This is a genomic window from Winslowiella toletana, from assembly GCF_017875465.1.
Taxonomy (GTDB): Bacteria; Pseudomonadota; Gammaproteobacteria; order Enterobacterales; family Enterobacteriaceae; genus Erwinia; species Erwinia toletana.
Genome location: NZ_JAGGMQ010000001.1, coordinates 3,605,025 through 3,622,460, shown reverse-complemented (window position 1 = coordinate 3,622,460; position 17,436 = coordinate 3,605,025). Strand labels below are relative to the sequence as shown.

At 54.5% G+C, this 17,436-nt stretch carries 15 protein-coding genes; 5 read left to right on the top strand and 10 right to left on the bottom strand.

The features are described 5' to 3' along the window. The first annotated feature begins 29 nt into the window (after positions 1-29). Positions 30-632 (top strand): peroxiredoxin C, encoded by a 603-nt coding sequence (locus J2125_RS16835; protein WP_017800905.1) that lies wholly within the window; start codon positions 30-32, stop codon positions 630-632. A gap of 156 nt (positions 633-788) precedes the next feature. Continuing rightward, complete coding sequence (locus J2125_RS16830; protein WP_017800904.1) at positions 789-1,598, top strand: inositol monophosphatase family protein; 810 nt, start codon at positions 789-791, stop codon at positions 1,596-1,598. A gap of 37 nt (positions 1,599-1,635) precedes the next feature. Here the strand turns inward: J2125_RS16830 and proY are convergent, their stop codons facing one another. The 6 genes from proY to phoB form a co-directional block, all read right to left on the bottom strand. Then, positions 1,636-2,994 (bottom strand): proline-specific permease ProY, encoded by a 1,359-nt coding sequence (gene proY, locus J2125_RS16825; protein WP_017800903.1) that lies wholly within the window; start codon positions 2,992-2,994, stop codon positions 1,636-1,638. A 68-nt stretch (positions 2,995-3,062) separates the two neighbouring features. After that, positions 3,063-4,385 carry a branched-chain amino acid transport system II carrier protein gene (gene brnQ / locus J2125_RS16820; protein ID WP_017800902.1) on the bottom strand — a complete coding sequence of 441 codons (1,323 nt, stop codon included), beginning with the start codon at positions 4,383-4,385 and terminating at the stop codon, positions 3,063-3,065. Between the two features lie 406 nt (positions 4,386-4,791). After that, the gene (locus J2125_RS16815; protein ID WP_017800901.1) at positions 4,792-5,895 is read right to left on the bottom strand and encodes a cobalamin-independent methionine synthase II family protein; all 1,104 of its coding nucleotides are present in this window, start codon (positions 5,893-5,895) and stop codon (positions 4,792-4,794) included. A 207-nt stretch (positions 5,896-6,102) separates the two neighbouring features. Further along, the gene (locus J2125_RS16810) at positions 6,103-7,023 is read right to left on the bottom strand and encodes a PstS family phosphate ABC transporter substrate-binding protein (protein ID WP_017800900.1); all 921 of its coding nucleotides are present in this window, start codon (positions 7,021-7,023) and stop codon (positions 6,103-6,105) included. A gap of 19 nt (positions 7,024-7,042) precedes the next feature. Further along, positions 7,043-8,356, bottom strand: a complete 1,314-nt coding sequence (gene phoR / locus J2125_RS16805) for a phosphate regulon sensor histidine kinase PhoR (protein WP_017800899.1) — start codon at positions 8,354-8,356, stop codon at positions 7,043-7,045. Between the two features lie 14 nt (positions 8,357-8,370). Further along, positions 8,371-9,060: a phosphate response regulator transcription factor PhoB gene (phoB, locus tag J2125_RS16800; protein ID WP_017800898.1), complete on the bottom strand. Its 690-nt coding sequence runs from the start codon at positions 9,058-9,060 to the stop codon at positions 8,371-8,373. Positions 9,061-9,271: 211 nt separating this feature from the next. Here phoB and sbcD point away from each other — a divergent pair, with 211 nt between their 5' ends. Together sbcD and J2125_RS16790 are read left to right on the top strand one after the other, a co-directional pair. Then, positions 9,272-10,489 carry an exonuclease subunit SbcD gene (sbcD, locus tag J2125_RS16795; protein WP_017800897.1) on the top strand — a complete coding sequence of 406 codons (1,218 nt, stop codon included), beginning with the start codon at positions 9,272-9,274 and terminating at the stop codon, positions 10,487-10,489. Further along, complete coding sequence (locus J2125_RS16790; protein WP_017800896.1) at positions 10,486-13,812, top strand: AAA family ATPase; 3,327 nt, start codon at positions 10,486-10,488, stop codon at positions 13,810-13,812. Before sbcD ends, J2125_RS16790 begins: the two co-directional genes overlap by 4 nt. 33 nt (positions 13,813-13,845) lie before the next feature. On the opposite strand, the gene J2125_RS16785 is transcribed toward J2125_RS16790, so the two are convergent. The 3 genes from J2125_RS16785 to J2125_RS16775 are packed head-to-tail and all read right to left on the bottom strand — an operon-like array spanning position 13,846 to position 15,539. Beyond that, positions 13,846-14,493, bottom strand: a complete 648-nt coding sequence (locus J2125_RS16785; RefSeq protein ID WP_017800895.1) for a DUF799 domain-containing protein — start codon at positions 14,491-14,493, stop codon at positions 13,846-13,848. Continuing rightward, positions 14,493-14,846: a DUF4810 domain-containing protein gene (locus J2125_RS16780; protein ID WP_017800894.1), complete on the bottom strand. Its 354-nt coding sequence runs from the start codon at positions 14,844-14,846 to the stop codon at positions 14,493-14,495. Before J2125_RS16780 ends, J2125_RS16785 begins: the two co-directional genes overlap by 1 nt. Positions 14,847-14,861: 15 nt before the next feature. Then, positions 14,862-15,539, bottom strand: coding sequence for a CsgG/HfaB family protein (locus J2125_RS16775; protein ID WP_017800893.1), 678 nt, complete (start codon positions 15,537-15,539; stop codon positions 14,862-14,864). A gap of 342 nt (positions 15,540-15,881) precedes the next feature. On the opposite strand from J2125_RS16775, the gene J2125_RS16770 reads away from it, so the two are divergent. Further along, complete coding sequence (locus tag J2125_RS16770; protein WP_071590508.1) at positions 15,882-16,277, top strand: cell envelope integrity TolA C-terminal domain-containing protein; 396 nt, start codon at positions 15,882-15,884, stop codon at positions 16,275-16,277. On the opposite strand, the gene qhpR is transcribed toward J2125_RS16770, so the two are convergent. Beyond that, on the bottom strand, positions 16,274-17,329 hold the full coding sequence (gene qhpR, locus J2125_RS16765) for an AraC-like transcriptional regulator QhpR (RefSeq protein WP_420864404.1): 1,056 nt from the start codon (positions 17,327-17,329) through the stop codon (positions 16,274-16,276). The two genes, J2125_RS16770 and qhpR, sit on opposite strands and share 4 nt — an antisense overlap. Between the last annotated feature and the right edge of the window lie 107 nt (positions 17,330-17,436).

The following is a 17,436-nucleotide window of genomic DNA, read 5'->3' as shown; positions in this document are numbered from 1 at the left end:
ATTAACTTCACACTTTTACAGGAGTGAACATGGTCCTGGTAACTCGTCAAGCCCCTGATTTTACTGCAGCAGCTGTGCTGGGCAGCGGTGAAATCGTAGAAAACTTTAACTTTAAAAAACACACCGCTGGTAAAGCCACCGTTGTGTTCTTTTGGCCAATGGACTTCACCTTTGTATGCCCGTCTGAGCTGATTGCTTTTGACAAGCGTTACGAAGAGTTCCAGAAGCGTGGCGTTGAAGTTGTTGGTGTTTCCTTCGACTCTGAGTTTGTGCATAACGCATGGCGCAAAACGCCAGTTGATAAAGGCGGCATCGGCGAAGTTAAATACGCGATGGTTGCTGACGTTAAGCGCGAAATTCAGAAAGCTTACGGCATCGAACATCCGGACGCAGGCGTTGCGTTGCGCGGTTCATTCCTGATCGACAAAAACGGCGTTGTACGTCACCAGGTGGTGAACGATCTGCCACTGGGTCGTAACATCGACGAAATGGTGCGTATGGTTGACGCACTGCAGTTCCACGAAGAGCACGGTGAAGTTTGCCCGGCACAGTGGGAAAAAGGCAAAGAAGGTATGGGCGCATCACCAGAAGGCGTCGCTAAATACCTGTCTGAAAACGCCATTAACCTGTAATTCAGGTCGGTTGCAGAAAAAGCTCGCTACGGCGGGCTTTTTTTTGTCTGTTTTTTTGTTCTGATCCCTCCCGCTGCCCCTGTTTCGCCTCAGAGATGTCACAATTTCCTGCTAAGTTACTTAGCCAGCCAACTGATGCCAGATATGAAGGTCACTATGGAACCCTACACTCCCGCTGCAATTGATGCCCGTTACCATTTTGCCCGTGAAGTGGCGCAGGCCGCCGCTAATCGCGCTTATGGCTTTTACCAGCAGCGTAACCAGCTGGAAGTCGAGCATAAAGATCAGGATATGCAGAATGTCGTCAGCATTGCCGATCGCGATGTCGAAGCGCTGGTGCGCGACCTGATTGAACAGCGTTTCCCCGCCGATGACTTCCTTGGTGAAGAGAGCGGCGGCAGCGAGAAAAACGCCCGTTGCATCTGGGTGGTCGATCCAATTGATGGCACCAGCTGTTTTCTCAACGGACTGCATAACTGGTGCGTGGCGATTGGCGTGATTATCGATGGTGAACCCGTAATTGGCGTGGTGTATGACCCGAACCATCGGGAAATGTTTCATGCCTGCACCGGCCAGGGGGCGTGGGTTAATGACGCGCCATTACAGGTGCATAGCGGAGAAGATGTGCAAGCTGGCGTGATGGGTGTGGGAACCTCACAGCGCGTGGCGGCAGGCACCTTTGTGCCGTTTATCAGCAAGTTGCTCGATGAGGGCGGGATGTTTATTCGTAACGGTTCCGGCGCATTGATGACTGCATGGGTCGCCGCCGGACGTCTGATCGGCTACTACGAGCCTCACATGAATATCTGGGACTGCCTGCCCGGCATCGTGCTGGTGCGTGAAGCGGGTGGCGTCACCAATGATTTTCTCGCTAACCACGGCCTGCTGAACGGCAACCCGGTGTTAATGAGCAACAAAATTCTGTATCCGCAATTAGATGCAATGATCATTCAGCCGTTGAGCTGAGAGCGACTGGCCGGGCATTCACCCGGCCAGTAAATGTTTACTTACGGCTAACGCGCTGTTTGATCACATAGCCCGCCAGCAGCAGCACAATCCACACCATACCGACATACAGCGACACGCGGGTATCCGGGAAGTAACCGATCAGGCCAATAATAAACACCAGGAACGCCACGCCGACCATGGCGGTAGCAGAGCCACCCGGCACCGCAAACTTCAGCGCTTTTGCCTCTTCACGGCTCAGTTTACGGCGGAAAGCGATCTGCGAGCAGAGGATCATAATCCACACCCATACCGTCGCAAAAGTCGCCAGCGAGGCGATCACCAGAAACACTTTCTCCGGCATCAGGTAGTTAAGATACACAGCGACCAGCATCGCCAGCATCATCACGACGACCGTCACCCACGGAATACCGCGACGCGATACTTTCATAAACATCTTCGGCGCATGGCCCTGTTCCGCCATGCCATGCAGCATACGGCCAACACCAAATACATCGCTGTTAATCGCCGACAGTGATGCCGTAATCACCACAAAGTTAAGAATCGATGCCGCAGCGGCGATGCCCAGATGCTGGAACGTCAGCACAAACGGGCTGCCGGAAGTGCCGACCTGGTTCCACGGATAGATCGACATAATCACAAACAGCGTGCCGACGTAAAACACCAGAATACGCAGTGGCACCGAGTTAATCGCACGCGGAATCGACTTCTCCGGATCTTCCGCTTCACCGGCGGTGATACCGATAATCTCAATACCGCCATAGGCGAACATCACCATCTGCAACGACAGCAGCATGCCAACAATACCGTGGGCAAAGAAACCGCCATTACTCCACAGATTATGGATGCCAGTCGGCTGACCACCGTTGCCAATGCCCCAGATAATGATGCCGAAACCGGCAAGGATCATAATAATGATGGTGGCGACTTTAAAGAATGAGAACCAGAACTCCACCTCACCAAACACCCTGACGCTGAGCAAATTGATGCCGCCGATAATCAGCACCACGCTCAGCACCCAGATCCAGTGCGGTACATCGGGGAACCACACCCCCATATAGATTCCGAAGGCGGTGACATCCGCAATGGCGACAATCAGGATTTCAAAACAGTAGGTCCAGCCCGTGATATAGCCCGCCAGCGGGCCAAGATAATCCTGGGCGTAGCGCGAAAACGAACTGGCTTGCGGATTGTTAACCGACATTTCACCCAGCGCGCGCATAATAATATAGGCCACCGCGCCGCCAATAATGTAGGCCAGCAGCACACTAGGCCCGGCCATTTTTATCGCATCGGCGGAACCGTAAAACAGCCCGGTGCCAATTGCCGATCCCAAAGCCATAAAACGGATATGGCGAGTGCTCAGTCCGCGTTTGAGCGTGTTTGTTTCTTGCATAGCAACGTATCACCTGTGGAAATGAAAAAACCACGGGCAAGCCCGTGGTTACAAAAAAAACTGCAGTGTTACTGCTGGTGCGCGGTTACCTGCTGACGTCCCTGCACACGGTCATACACCGCGACCAGAATCAGCATCGCCAGTGACGGCGGCAACCAGGCCAGCCCCTGATCGGCCAGCGGCAGATGCTGACTCCAGAGTGGCAAAATATCTTTAAAGTTGGTGGTCTTAAACGCATCAATAATGCCGAACAGCAGGCTGACCAGCATGGTCGGTGCAATGATGCGGCTGTTTTTATGCCACCAGCTCAGGGTAAAGCTTAATACCACCAGCACAATACAGGGCGGATAGATGGCGGTCAGTACCGGAATGGAAATCTGAATCAGATGGCTCAGACCCAGATTGGAGACCAGCATCGAGAACAGGCCAAGAATAAACACCAGCGTGCGATAAGAGAGCGGCAGATACTGGGCAAAGAACTCGGCGCAGGCGCAGGTCAGGCCCACCGCCGTGACCATACAGGCGACAAAGATCAGCGCAGCCAGGAAGAAGCTGCCCATATTGCCAAAGGTCTGCTGTACATAGGCGTGTAAAATCGCCGCGCCATTGGCATTCTGATCCACCAGCCCGGCGCTGCCGGAACCCAGTTTAAACAGGCTGAGATAGACCAGCGTCAGGCCGATACCGGCAATCAGACCCGCCAGAATAGTGTAACGCGTCAGCAGGCGGCTGTCGCTGACACCGCGTGAACGTGCCGCATTGACGATAACAATGCCAAACACCAGCGCGCCCAGCGTATCCATGGTCAGATAGCCGTTAACAAAACCGGTGGAGAAGGCGGCGCGCGCATAGTCCGCGCTGGCTGGCGCAATACCGCCCGCAGGCCACATCAGCGCCGCGAGGCCAAGCACCGTCAGCGCAACAATTTTCAGCGGCGCCAGAATATGGCCGACGGTATCAAGCAGTTTGCCCGGATAGAGGGAGATGCCCATCACCAGCACAAAGTAGACCACGCTGTAGATAAACAGCGGCAGCGGGCCGTCGCCGGTCATTGGCGCAATACCGACTTCAAAGGAAACCGTTGCGGTGCGCGGGATAGCGAACAGCGGTCCGACCGCCAGATAGCAGACTGTGGCTAACAGCAGGCCCGCCGCTTTACCGATTGGCGTGCTCAGTGCATCAATACCACCGCCAACGCGCGCCAGCGCAATCACCGTAATTACCGGTAAACCTACCGCAGTAATCAGGAAGCCGAGAGCCGCAACCCAGACATGTTCACCGGACTGAATGCCGACCATTGGCGGGAAAATAATATTACCGGCACCGACAAACAGGGCGAAGGTCATAAAGCCCAGTGCGAGGATATCTTTTGGAGCTAAACGATGTGTCATAAAGCGGTATTGCCTGTAACTGATGTTGCGTGAAAGTGGTGTTTAAACGTTGCGAATCCGACAGCACGTGGAAAATTAACAATAATTCAGACAACTACAGAGCAATATGCTTGCTGACGGCCTGACGTGCAGGTGATTTGAGCTGATTTTCTTCTGTTCACAGGGGATGAATCGACAACGGCGCTAAGTAAAACGTTTATAGCGGGTAAAGGCAATACGGAATCGGAAAAGCAGAGTGATATAGCGGATAAATTCGGAAAAGCAGTGTATCAGTTCAGTATATAACTGAACTGCATTACATGATTTGTATTTTTTATGCACAGGTCGGGGTTAAATTGGTCATTTAACGGATTTTAATGCACAAAATGCGCGGAATTCCGCGCCTGTCTGCACAAGTTTACGCCAGTTACCAGACGTTTTTGGCGATATCGACCACCAGGCGCAGTTTCGCCCACTGCTGCTCTTCCGTCAGGCTGTTGCCCTCTTCGGTAGAGGCAAAACCACACTGCGGGCTAAGGCAAATCTGGCTGCGATCGACAAACTTCGCCGCTTCAGCAATGCGCAGTTTCACGGTTTCCGGATTTTCCAGCTCACCATTTTTGGTGGTGATCAGTCCCAGCACCACCTGCTGATTACCCGGTTTAATGAAGCGCAGCGGCTCAAAGCCACCCGAGCGCTCATTATCATACTCAAGGAAGAAAGCATCGACATTGACCGAACCAAACAGAATTTCCGCCACCGGCTCGTAACCGCCTTCCGAGATCCAGGTAGAACGGAAATTGCCACGGCAGACATGCAGACCAATGGTCAGATCGTCCGGTTTGCCTTCGATAGCCTGGTTCAGCACGCGGGCGTAAGTACGCGCCAGCTGCTCAGGATCTTCACCACGTTCACGAATCTGGCGTTTCTGATCGTCAGAACAGAGGTAAGCCCAGACGGTATCATCCAGTTGCAGATAACGGCAACCGGCGTCGTAAAAGGCTTTGATTGCGTCACGATAAGTCTGCGCCAGATCGTCAAAATAGGCATCCAGTTCAGGATAAACCGTGGCATCAATTGCTTTACGACCGCCACGGAAGTGCAGCACGCTCGGACTCGGAATAGTCATTTTCGCTACGGCATCGCCGCTGACGCCCTGTAAATAGCGGAAATCAGCTAACATCGGGTGATCGCCAAAGCCCAGTTTACTGACGACACGGATGCTGTGTGCTTTGGTCTGTACGCCGTTAAACTGAATGCCCTGCTCTGACTCATAACGCTCAACGCCTTGCAGGCCGTCGAAAAAGTCAAAGTGCCACCACGCACGGCGGAACTCGCCGTCGGTAACCACCTGTAAACCACAGGCGCGCTGATGGGTGACCACATCGCGAATCGCTTCGTCTTCGATACGGCGTAGCGCAGTGGCGTCAATCTCACCGGCGGCAAACTGCTCGCGGGCCTGTTTAATCGCTAGTGGACGCAGGAAACTGCCAACGGTATCGGCACGGAATGGCGCGGTGGATCTTTGCATGTTGATTAACTCCTGGCTTATGTGCGCGGCACATAATTTACCTGTGAAATAGTTGCTCTTCGTTATTCTTAGACTTCTGGATGTCTATATGTCTGAACCAAGAGTGACATGAGCATTCTTCAGGTGCAATAGAGGAAATTTCACGGGTGATGAATAAAATTCATTATGGATAATGGGTCGCTATTCAGAAACCTCGTAAGAGAGGGATTATTCAATTAACGCCTGCGCCTGACGCAGCTGCTGATCGGAAAGCGGTAAATAGCCTGCTCGTTTTACCAGCGCCTGCCCCTGCGGCGAAATCGCCTGCAACAGAAAAGCGCGCGTCAGGGGTTCCAGCGGTTTACCGGGGGGTTTATTCACATAGATATATAGTGGTCGGCTCCAGGGATAGCTGCCGTTACGGATATTTTCGATACTGGGGATCACCGCCGCCGCGCCAGCGCGCGCCACTGCCAGGGTTTTTACCCCGCTAATATGAAAACCGATACTGGCGTAACCAATACCATTCAGCGTGGTGGCCACCGCCTGCACCACCGCCGCCGAGCCGGGATATTCACTGACATCACGGCGGAAATCGCCGCCGCACAACGCCTGTTGTTTAAAGAAACCCCAGGTGCCCGAGGCGGAATTACGGCCAAAACGCTGCAATGCACGCTGCTGCCACTCAGGCGAGTTTAATTGCAGATCGCCCCAGTGTTCCGGCGTTGATGTGGCGCCACAGCGACGCGTTACCGAAAACAGCGCATCAATCTGCTGCGTGTCGATAGCGTTCAGCGGATTATCCTGATTAACCACCACCACCAGCGCATCCATCGCTACCGGCACCGCCAGCGGCGCATAGCCATATTTATCGGCAAACAACTGACGTTCCCCGGCCTGCATCGGACGGCTCATCGCCCCCAGTTGCGCAGCGCCAGCCGCCAGCGCGGTAGGCGCAGTCGAGGATCCGGCCGCCTGGATCTGCACATTAACGCCGGGATACTGACGATTGAAGTTTTCGCCCCACAGCGCCATCAGGTTACCGAGGGTATCGGAACCAACGCTGGTCAGATTGCCCGCCAGCATCCCCTCTCTGGCCGAGGCCGCGGCTGACAGCAGCAGCAGCGCTGTCAGAATCAGTTGTTTCATGCTTTGCGCCTGTTAGTGGTCAACGCGTAGCATTCTCCGGTAATTCCACCTGAACAATCAACCTTGGCGCCAGCGTAAAGCTAAAGCAGGTCTGAATATCCGGCACGCTGGTAATATCCAGCCGCGAATTATGGTGGCTTAACGCATGCTTGACGATCGCCAGCCCCAGACCACTACCGCCGGTATTGCGCGAGCGCGCTTTATCCACGCGATAAAAACGCTCGGTAAGCCGCGGAATATGTTCCGCTGCAATGCCCGGCCCGTTGTCCTTTACCGCAAAATGCGCGCCGGTTTTATCGCGCAACCAGCTGATATCAATGCGAGTGCCGGACGGCGTATGGTTAATCGCGTTATACACCAGGTTAGAAATCGCGCTGCGCAGCTGATCGTCATTGCCATATACCTGCAGATGCGGGTCGGTATGGAAATGGATCTCCTGACGACCGTTGCTGAGGGTTTCTGCTTCGCGTTGCAGCAGGCGCAGCATCATTGGCACATCCACTTTCTCCTGCAAGTCGATAGCTGGCGCCGCTTCAATACGCGACAGCGTCAGCAGCTGCTTCACCAGGCTGTCCATACGGCGCGTCTGCTCCTGCATGGTTTGCAGCGCCTTGCTGCGCGAAGGGCCTTCCAGCACCGAATCGTTCATCATCTCCAGATAACCCTGTAACACCGTCAGTGGCGTACGCAGTTCATGGCTGACGTTGGCAAAGAAGTTACGCCGCGCCCCTTCCAGCTGGTGTTTCTGGGTGACATCCCGCGCCACCAGCAGCCACTGCCCTTCGCTGTAAGGCATTACACGAAACTCTAAATGACGATGATTATTCAGTACCAGGGTAAGCGGGCGGGCAAAATCGCGCTGGCGCAGATAGCGGGAAAACTCAGGATAGCGCAGCAGGTTAAGGATATTCTGGCCATTATCCTCCGGCCAGCGCAGGCCTAAATGTTGCTGGGCTAAGCCGTTACACCAGAAGATATTGCCCTCTTCGGTGGTCAGCACCACCGCATCCGGCAAGGACTCGGCCCCACTACGAAAACGCTTAATCAGATTACCCAGCTCGCGTCGTCGTCGACGATTACGCAGCTGCATTTGATACAGACCGTAAAACAGGGGCTCCCAGCTGGCTCGCCCGGCGGGCGGCGTCATGGTGCGATCCACCCACAGCCAGTGCGATAAACGCAGCAGATTATAGAAATGCCAGCCCAGCACGCCCAGCACGGATACTAACAGCCACCACGGCAAATAGCCGAACAGCAGACCCAGTATCAGTGCTGGCAGACAGGCCAGCAACAGCTCCAGCAGTAATCTCTTCCAGGAGAGGCGTTCCAGCACGGTTCAGACTCCGATCAAAAACGAGCGGAGAAACGATAACCCGTTCCGCGCACCGTTTGAACCATTCGATCGTGGCCGGTGACTTCCAGTGCCTTACGTAAGCGGCGAATATGCACATCGACAGTGCGATCTTCCACATACACATTGGTGCCCCAGACATGGTTCAGCAGCTGCTCGCGGCTGTAAACACGTTCGGGATGGGTCATAAAGAAATGCAGTAATTTATATTCGGTCGGTCCCATATCCAGCGGCGTGGTTTCGGCCATCACCCGATGCGAGGAGGGATCAAGGCTCAGCCCCTGCATCTCAATCACCTCTTCCACCGCCATCGGCGAAATACGGCGCATTACCGCTTTAATTCGCGCCACTAATTCTTTTGGCGAAAACGGCTTGGTAATATAGTCATCAGCACCTACTTCCAGCCCACGCACCCGATCTTCTTCTTCGCCACGCGCTGTCAGCATCATTACCGGAATATCGCGCGTCATCGCTTCGCGCTTCAGATGTTTAATAAATTGAATACCGCTGCCACCAGGTAACATCCAGTCAAGAAGGATCAGATCTGGCCAGGGTTCGATAAGTAAATTTACCGCACTGTCATAATCTTCCGCCTCTATCGGTTGATAGTCATTTTGCTCAAGGACGAAACACAACATCTCACGGATTGGGGCTTCATCTTCGACTACCAGAATGCGCTTAGCCATTATTGCTCCTGCTGATGTGACCGATTTGTCACTGGGATTCGCGGCGTCATTATGCGTCAGTTTTATGACAGATTTATGAAAAATGCACGGGTCAGAATGGCCTTTGTCACAATTTTTTGACCGCGGATCCAGCATTATCGCAGCCGATTTTTTTCACTCTGTTTATAATCGGCCTTTCGCATCAACGTAATGCACCGAGTTTGGGAGATTTATGCGCATTATCCACACTGCCGACTGGCACCTCGGCCAGTTCTTCTACACCAAAAGCCGTGAGCCGGAACACCGGGCGTTTCTCGACTGGCTTATTCAGACGGTAGAAGAGCAGCAGATTGATGCCGTAATTGTCGCCGGCGATATTTTTGATACCGGCTCGCCGCCGAGCTATGCGCGTGAACTCTATAACCATTTTATTGTGCAATTACAGCAGACCGGCTGCCAGCTGGTGCTGCTGGGCGGCAACCATGATTCGGTCGCCACCCTCAATGAGTCGCGCGATCTGCTGGCCTGCCTGAACACGCGGGTGATTGCCGCCGCCAGCGAGTGTATTGCCGATCAGGTGCTGCTGCTGAACGATCGTCAGGGCCATCCTGGCGCGTTACTCTGCGCCATTCCCTTTTTGCGTCCGCGCGATATTCTGCGCAGCCAGGCTGGGCAATCAGGTCGCGAGAAGCAGCAAAGCCTGCTGGAAGCGATCAGTGAACATTACCAGCGCTGCTATCAGCACGCATTGCAGCAGCGCGAGGCGCTGGCGCTGCCACTGCCGATTATCGCGACCGGCCATCTGACCACCATGGGCGTGACCAAAAGTGACGCGGTGCGCGATATCTATATTGGTACGCTGGAAGCTTTTCCGGCGCAGGCTTTTCCGCCCGCAGATTATATTGCCCTCGGGCACATTCACCGCGCCCAGCGCATCGCCGACAGCGATCATATCCGCTACAGCGGCTCGCCGATTCCGCTCAGCTTTGATGAAACCGGTAAAGCGAAGAGCGTGTTTCTGGTGGAATTTGACGGCCAGCAACGGCAGCGGGTAGAGGCGCTGGAGATCCCGCAGTTTCAGCCGATGTGCATGATTAAAGGCTCACTGGCGGAAATCGAGCAGCAGCTGAAACAGTTTACCGATGCCAGCAGCAACGTCTGGCTGGATATTGAAATTGTCACTGCGGATTACCTCAGCGATATTCAGCGACGCATTCAGGAGCTGACCGCCGATCTGCCGGTGGAAGTGGTGTTATTGCGGCGCAGCAGAGAACAGCGGGACAAGGTTATCGCCCGCCAGAACAACGAAACCCTGAGCGAACTGAGTGTCGAAGAGGTATTCAGCCGACGGCTGGCGCAGGAACAGAGCAGCGATGCGGCGCGCCTGCAACGTGTAGAGCAACTGTTCGCCATTACCCTTGATGCGGTACGCAGTGAGGTGCAGCCGTGAAAATTCTGACCCTGCGCTTTAAAAATCTCAATTCGCTGAAAGGCGAGTGGAAAATCGACTTCACCGCCGAACCCTTCGCCAGTAACGGCCTGTTTGCGATTACCGGCCCCACTGGCGCGGGAAAAACCACCCTGCTGGATGCCATCTGCCTGGCGCTCTATCATCAGACTTCGCGTCTCGGCGTCATCACTCAGTCGCAGAACGATCTGATCACCCGCGATACCGCAGAATGCCTGGCGGAAGTGGAGTTTGAAGTGAAAGGCGTCGCCTGGCGCGCATTCTGGAGTCAGAACCGCGCACGCGGCGCAGTTGACGGCAACCTGCAGGCGCCACGCGTCGAGCTGGCGCGCTGCGACGATAACAGCATTGTCGCCGATAAAGTCAGCGATAAACTGCGCATCACCGAAACCCTGACCGGCCTTGATTTTAATCGTTTTACCAAGTCGATGATGCTGTCGCAGGGTCAGTTCGCCGCCTTCCTCAATGCCAGAGCCAGCGAGCGCGCAGAGCTGCTGGAAGAGCTGACCGGCACCGATATTTATGGTCGCCTGTCGGTTGAAGTCTTTGAACGCTATAAAAGCACCCGCATCACGCTGGACAATTTACGCGCGCAGGCCTCCGGTATGGCGCTGCTGGATGAAGAGAGCCGCCAGACGCTGCAACAGCAGCTGGAGCAGCTGATTGCGCAGGAGCAAGTACTCACACAATCACTCAATGCGTACCAGCAACAGCACAAGCTGCAACAGGATATTAGCGCGCTGCAACAGCAGCTGACTGAGGTTGAAACGCAGCAACAACAGGCCAGCACCCAGCTGCTCAGCCTGAGCGAACAGCAGCAGCAGGCGGAAAATGCGCGTAAGCAGCTGAATGAACAGCGCCAGCAGCAGGAAACGCTGATTAACGATCAGGTACTGCCGCTGGATTTACGCATCGCCGCGCTGGATAAGCAGTGTCAGGATTTCAGCAAAACGCTTAATGAACAGCAGGTTGCCTGCCAGCAGAAACAGCAACACCGGCAACAGCAGCAGCTGGAAATGCGCACGCTGGAGCAGCAGCGCCAGCAGCATCAGCAGTGGCGTCAGCAGCATGCTCAGGTCGCCGACTGGGGACCATTGCTATTGCAGTGGGGCGATCGTCTGGCTGCGTTACAAAAAAGCGAGCAAGTACTAACTTCGCACCGAGAGCATGAGCAGCAACAGCTGGAGAGCATTAACACACAAAATCAGTCGATTGCGCAGCAGGAGCAGCAGCTGGCGCCATTGCAGCAACAAACCGATCAAGCACAACAGCAGCTCACTCTGGCCCAGCAGGCGCTGGACAGCCTGCAACAGCAGCAGCCCGAGGCGGCGCTGCGCGCTTCGTTGGCGCAACTGCAACAACAGCGGCCACAGCGCCAGCAGCTGGCGCAGATTTCTTTGCAACTGTTACAACAGCATCAGCAGCAGAAAAAAACGCAGCTGGCGATCCAGACGCTGACGCAGCAGCTGGAGCAGGATGAGCAGCAACTGATTGCGCTGCGCAACGGTTATAAAGAGAAAAAACAGCATCATCTCGATTTGAAAGCCCGCTGCGACCTGGAGAAGCAGATCACCGATCTGGCGCAGCATCGCGCCACGCTGCAACCCGATCAGCCCTGCCCGCTGTGCGGCTCCCGCCAGCATCCGGCGATTGCCGGGTATCAGGCAATTGAGCTTTCAGCCAACCAGCAGCGACTGCAACAGCTGGAAAACGAGCTGCAACAGCTGTCTGAGCAAGGCAGCGCTAAAGGCGAGCAGGTGCGGCAGGCTAAACAGCAGCGGGAAAAGCTGCAGCAGGAGCTGCAGCAAATAGCGGATGATAGCGGACAGCTGCTGCAACGCTGGCAGGCGCTTTGTCAGCCGCTGGCGCTGACTGTTGAACCGCACGACGATGCCGCGCTCAGCCACTGGCTGGCGCAACAGGAGCAACAGGAAAGCACGCAGCAGCAGGCATTACAGCAGCTGGAGCAGAGTGTGCGTCACTGCCAGCAGGCCAGAGAAAACCTGCATCAAAAACAGCAGACAGGGCAAAAACTGCAGCAGTCACTGCTGCTGGCGCGCCAGCAACTCGCTTACGCGCAGCAGCAGCTGGCGGAGCGGCAAAAGCAGCAGCAATCTGATGCTGAACAGACACAGCAATTACGTCAGCAACTTAGCCAGCAGCTGGCGGCTTATCACTTCACCCTGCCTGCTCAGCAACAGACTGAGAACTGGTTAGCCGAACGCCAGGCGCAGTGGCGGCAGTGGCAGCAGAGTGAGCAAGCGCTTACTGAGCTTGGCCCTCAGCTGGCGGCATTACAAAGTCGTCAGGAGAGCGCAGCCAGCGAACTGGCGGAACGTGAGCAACAATTACGCCGCAGTGAAAGCGAACTGAATAGTGCCCGTCAGCAGCTAACCGAACAGCAGCAGCAGCGCCAGCAATTATTTGGCGATCGGCAGATCGCCGCAGTACGCCAGCAGCTGCAACAGCAGGCGGAGCAGGCCGATACGCTCTGCACCGCAGTACAACAGCGCTGGCTGACGGCACAGAACCAGATAAATACCCTGACCGGACAGCATAACTCACTAAATAACCAGCTTTCAGCATTGCAATTACGCCAGAAAGAGAGTGAAACTGCGCAGAGCCTTAACCTTTCACCACCACAACTTGCGCAGGAAATTGAGTCTCTGCGCCTGCAAATCCGCGACAATGCGCAGCAGCAGGGTCAGGCGCGCCAGCAGTTAACCAGCGATCAGCAGCGACGTGAGCAGCAGCAAGGGCTGATGCAGCAAATTGCCGATGGTGAACAGCAGCTGGAGGACTGGGCATGGCTGAATGAGATGATTGGTTCTGCGAAGGGCGATAAATTCCGTAAATTTGCCCAGGGGCTGACGCTCGACCATCTGGTATGGCTGGCGAATAATCAGCTTGCCCGTCTGCATGGTCGTTATCTGTTAGAGCGTAAATCGCAGGAAGAGCTGGAATTACAGGTGATTGACACCTGGCAGGCCGATGCCCAGCGCGATACCCGCACGCTCTCCGGCGGCGAAAGTTTCCTCGTCAGTCTGGCGCTGGCGCTGGCGCTCTCCGATCTGGTCAGTGATAAAACTCGTATCGAATCGCTGTTTCTTGATGAAGGCTTCGGCACCCTTGATGCCGAAACCCTGGATACTGCGCTCGACGCCCTTGATGCGCTGAATGCCAGCGGCAAAACGATTGGCGTGATCAGCCATGTCGAAGCGATGAAAGAGCGCATTCCGGTGCAGATTAAAGTGCGCAAAGTGAATGGCTTAGGCTACAGCAAACTGGAATCACCGACCGTCTGAAACCCTGTGGGCGCCGCAATGGCGCCCGTACTATCAGATTTTCGCGGCTTTTGCGCGCGGCCCCGCAAGCATGCCGCCATTAGTATTGGCAGTCAGCAAGCGGTTGCTGGTGACCACTGCAACATCATGCGCGCCATCGCCAACATTATTCGCAATCTGTTTGACCGCCGCACTGACCAGTATCCCTACCAGCCCCTGATTACCATTGTTTTGCTCGTTATTCGACGCGGTGGCAAGGCCACTCCAGATCTGCTTGCCGCTGCGCAGATCGACCAACCTGGCCGTCGCGCTTACCTGCGTTATGCTGTCGATAACAATATATTTGGTACCGTAATCGGTGATATCGATATACAGCGCTGCGTCGGCGTTAAAAATACTGCGCAATTTTTCCGCACTGACGCTGCGAATATCAGTGGCGTTGGTCAGGCCATTCTGCTGAAAAGTCTCTTCCACCACGGCCACCGGGAACACATAGTAGCCCGACTCGGCCAGCGGCTGCGTCACCAGCGAGACGAAACTGTGCGCCGCATTGATGTCCGCAGAGTGGTTTTCCGCAGGCAGCACCAGAATCGAGGCCGGTTTACTGGCGCGAAAAGCTGAGTAATCATACGGCGTTTTTTTCGCACAGCCGGTCAGGGTGATGGCCGCCAGCACGGCGACGAGAGTGATTAGTTTTTTCATTATTTTGCTTCCTGCTTGTTACGCATCAGGAAATCCATATAGTGAGAGGACTCAGGAAATGCGGCTTTCTCCGCGTTAAACTGGCTGAAAGCCAGATCCGGATGGCCGGTATTCACATATAACAACCCGAGCTGGGCGCGCAGTCCGGGAGCGACCGGTTTATTTTTGGCATTCGCCTGCTGAATAACCGCATTCAGGGTCTCAATCTCTTTTTCCGGTGCCGCAGTATGTTTGTAATAGCTATATAACGACGGCTGGTAGTCGCCCCAGTAATAGATATTTGTGTTTTTTTCGGCACAGGCGGTTAATAGTAAAGCGGTAGCCGCTGCCAGGCTGTATTTCAGTATGCGCATGTTCTTCTCCGTTTATTATTTAACCGCACGCCAGGCGCCGGATTCAATTCCGCTGACCAGATGATTGACCGCTTCACGCACCGCCAGATCCATCACTTTGCCATTTAATGTGGAGTCATAGCTGGCGGTACCACCAAAGCCAATCACTTCACGATTAGAGAGTGCGTACTCACCGGCGCCCTGCACGGAATAAACCACTTCAGAAGTGGCGACATCAACAATATTCAGATTGACCTTTGCATAAGCGACCTGAGTTTTGCCGCGCCCCAGAATGCCCCACAGCTGCTGGTCACCCACTTCTTTGCGGCCAAACTCAGTGATATCGCCGGTCACCACATAATCGGCGCCTTTGATTGACTGCGTGCTGCGCTTATAGCCTGCTTCCGCTTTCAGTTCGTCGAGATTAGCGCGGTCCAGCACGTTAAAACGCCCGGTCTGCTGGAGATGGGTAATCAGGATGGTTTTGGACTGGTTGCCCAGATGATCGACACCATCAGAGAAGATGCCATTCATATAAGCGGAGCGGTTATCAAATTTTCCCACGGCAATCGGGCTTTTTACCCCCTGATATGCCGGCTGACTGGCAGCGGTAACCTGAGGCGCTTCGATAGCGCGTGAAGATTCGGTCGCACAGCCGCTGAGAGCCGCGCAACTAATTAACGTCAACGTAACAAGGCGATAATAGGTTTTCATTTCTGTTCCATGAATTAAGTAAAAAAACCAGCAGCGCGCGATTAATAACCGTCAATGAATATCCGCCGATAAAAGCCAGAGGCAGCAATAAAACGACTATCTGTATTGGTAATAATTTAATTGCCTGATAATTTATTTCCGTGACTAACCTGGTGGCTTTATTGTTTCTTCCAGCCAATAAGGCGACCGCTGCAAGGCAGCAGGGGAATTATCTGTAAATGGTCTGGCGGTGCTGGAATAACCTGTCAGCAGAAAGCTAACGTTGTAAGCTATCGGCTGATATTAAAAATTCTTTAGCAATCCGGGTGAATAATGGCATCAGCGATACAGCAAACAGGGATAATGGCGGGAGGTATAGCCGGAATGGCGCTGCTGCTGGCGGGTTGTCAGTCGGCAAATCATAGCAATCCCCCTCCCGACACCCGTGAGGTACAGACCTGGGTGGAAAAACAGTGCGCTAAGCCAGCAGAAGGTATGTCAAAACAAGATTGCCGCTATTTTTCGCAGATTCAGTACCGGATCCAGCAGAATTTTGATAATGCTGAACAGTTTGCAGGCCGCGAATGTACATTGACCATTATCTGGGGGCCACAGCGGCGTTATAACGTGTTAAGCGCTATCGGTGATGAACAGCTGTGCAAAAAGGCGTGGGGAGTGGTTAGCAGCGCCGACAATCTGCCGCCGCCGCCCGATAATATCGCCAAAAAGTTTTTAATCAGATTACGGCCGGGAAGTTAACCGGCCAGCTCATCCTGACGCCACTGGCGCGGACTGATGCCGAACCAGCGGCGGAAGGCGCGCGAAAAGGCGCTGACTTCCGAATAACCCAGCAGCAGCGCCATTTCCGAAATCGGCAGCTGTTTTTGTTGCAGATAGTGCGTGGCCATTTCACAGCGCACTTTATCCACCAGTGCGGTAAAACTCAGCCCTTCATCACGCAGGCGGCGTTGCAGTGACCAGCTCGACAGCCCCATTTTTTCCGCCACGTCATCCAGTACCGGCTCGCCCTGCAACAACGCCAGATGCACCTGCGATCGCGCCTGATCGACAATATTCTGCAGCGGCGCGCTACAGTTAAGACGGCGGATCGCATCCTGCATTACGGTAAGCAGGATCGGATCGCTGTCCGGCATCGCACGCGCCAGATCGCGTTTCGGGATCACCAGCGAATTAAACGGCTGATCAAAATAAACCGGCGCATCAAACACCTTACAGTGCTCATGCCACTGCTCCGGGCGCGGATGTTCAAAATGCACTTCACGCGGTGACCAGCTTTTGCCGGTGACATGACGGATCAGATTCATAATCATCCCCAGCGTCAGCTCTGCATCCTGACGGCGACAGAGAATCGCGCCATGCCTGACCTGATAGTCAAAGCGCCAGCAATCGCCCCTGTCAACCAGCCGCGTCAGGGTGTCGTGCTGATGAAAGGGAAAAGCACTGACCACATTCTGTAGCGCCTGCTCAAGATTCGCCGAACAGAGGCCAACATAACCAATCAGACCTAATGACTGTGGTTTAAACTGCTTGCCGTAGTGCAAACCGAAGTTATCAAAACCTGAGGATCGCGCCGCTTCTTCCAGCACCCGACAGTAGTTGATCAGCCCAAGACTGAGCGTCGGGCTGGCCAGCAGTTCCGGATCGATGCCGCTGACGCCGAAAATGCGATCGACATCGCCGCCCTTATCACAGATAAAATCCCCTAACCCACTGGCCGCTGCCGCCAGCACACCGCGGTTACTGGCAAACCCGGCGGCCAGCACGCCAGCCATCTCGGGTTGTCTTGTCATTACATTTTCCATCATCGCCTCGCCCTGCGCTGCAAAAGGAAGTATCAGGAATAAGCAGCAAATTTCGTACCAACCACTATGGCGAGGTAAAACAATAAGTTAGTGAT

Bases quoted from the DNA above. Each gene is read 5' to 3' on its own strand.
- J2125_RS16770 (WP_071590508.1), top strand. From the start codon at position 15,882: ATGGCGGGAGGTATAGCCGGAATGGCGCTGCTGCTGGCGGGTTGTCAG.
- J2125_RS16785 (WP_017800895.1), bottom strand. From the start codon at position 14,493: ATGAAAAAACTAATCACTCTCGTCGCCGTGCTGGCGGCCATCACCCTG.
- J2125_RS16830 (WP_017800904.1), top strand. From the start codon at position 789: ATGGAACCCTACACTCCCGCTGCAATTGATGCCCGTTACCATTTTGCC.
- proY (WP_017800903.1), bottom strand. From the start codon at position 2,994: ATGCAAGAAACAAACACGCTCAAACGCGGACTGAGCACTCGCCATATC.
- J2125_RS16810 (WP_017800900.1), bottom strand. From the start codon at position 7,023: ATGAAACAACTGATTCTGACAGCGCTGCTGCTGCTGTCAGCCGCGGCC.
- phoB (WP_017800898.1), bottom strand. From the start codon at position 9,060: ATGGCTAAGCGCATTCTGGTAGTCGAAGATGAAGCCCCAATCCGTGAG.
- brnQ (WP_017800902.1), bottom strand. From the start codon at position 4,385: ATGACACATCGTTTAGCTCCAAAAGATATCCTCGCACTGGGCTTTATG.
- J2125_RS16835 (WP_017800905.1), top strand. From the start codon at position 30: ATGGTCCTGGTAACTCGTCAAGCCCCTGATTTTACTGCAGCAGCTGTG.
- qhpR (WP_420864404.1), bottom strand. From the start codon at position 17,329: ATGACAAGACAACCCGAGATGGCTGGCGTGCTGGCCGCCGGGTTTGCC.
- sbcD (WP_017800897.1), top strand. From the start codon at position 9,272: ATGCGCATTATCCACACTGCCGACTGGCACCTCGGCCAGTTCTTCTAC.
- J2125_RS16775 (WP_017800893.1), bottom strand. From the start codon at position 15,539: ATGAAAACCTATTATCGCCTTGTTACGTTGACGTTAATTAGTTGCGCG.
- J2125_RS16815 (WP_017800901.1), bottom strand. From the start codon at position 5,895: ATGCAAAGATCCACCGCGCCATTCCGTGCCGATACCGTTGGCAGTTTC.
- J2125_RS16780 (WP_017800894.1), bottom strand. From the start codon at position 14,846: ATGCGCATACTGAAATACAGCCTGGCAGCGGCTACCGCTTTACTATTA.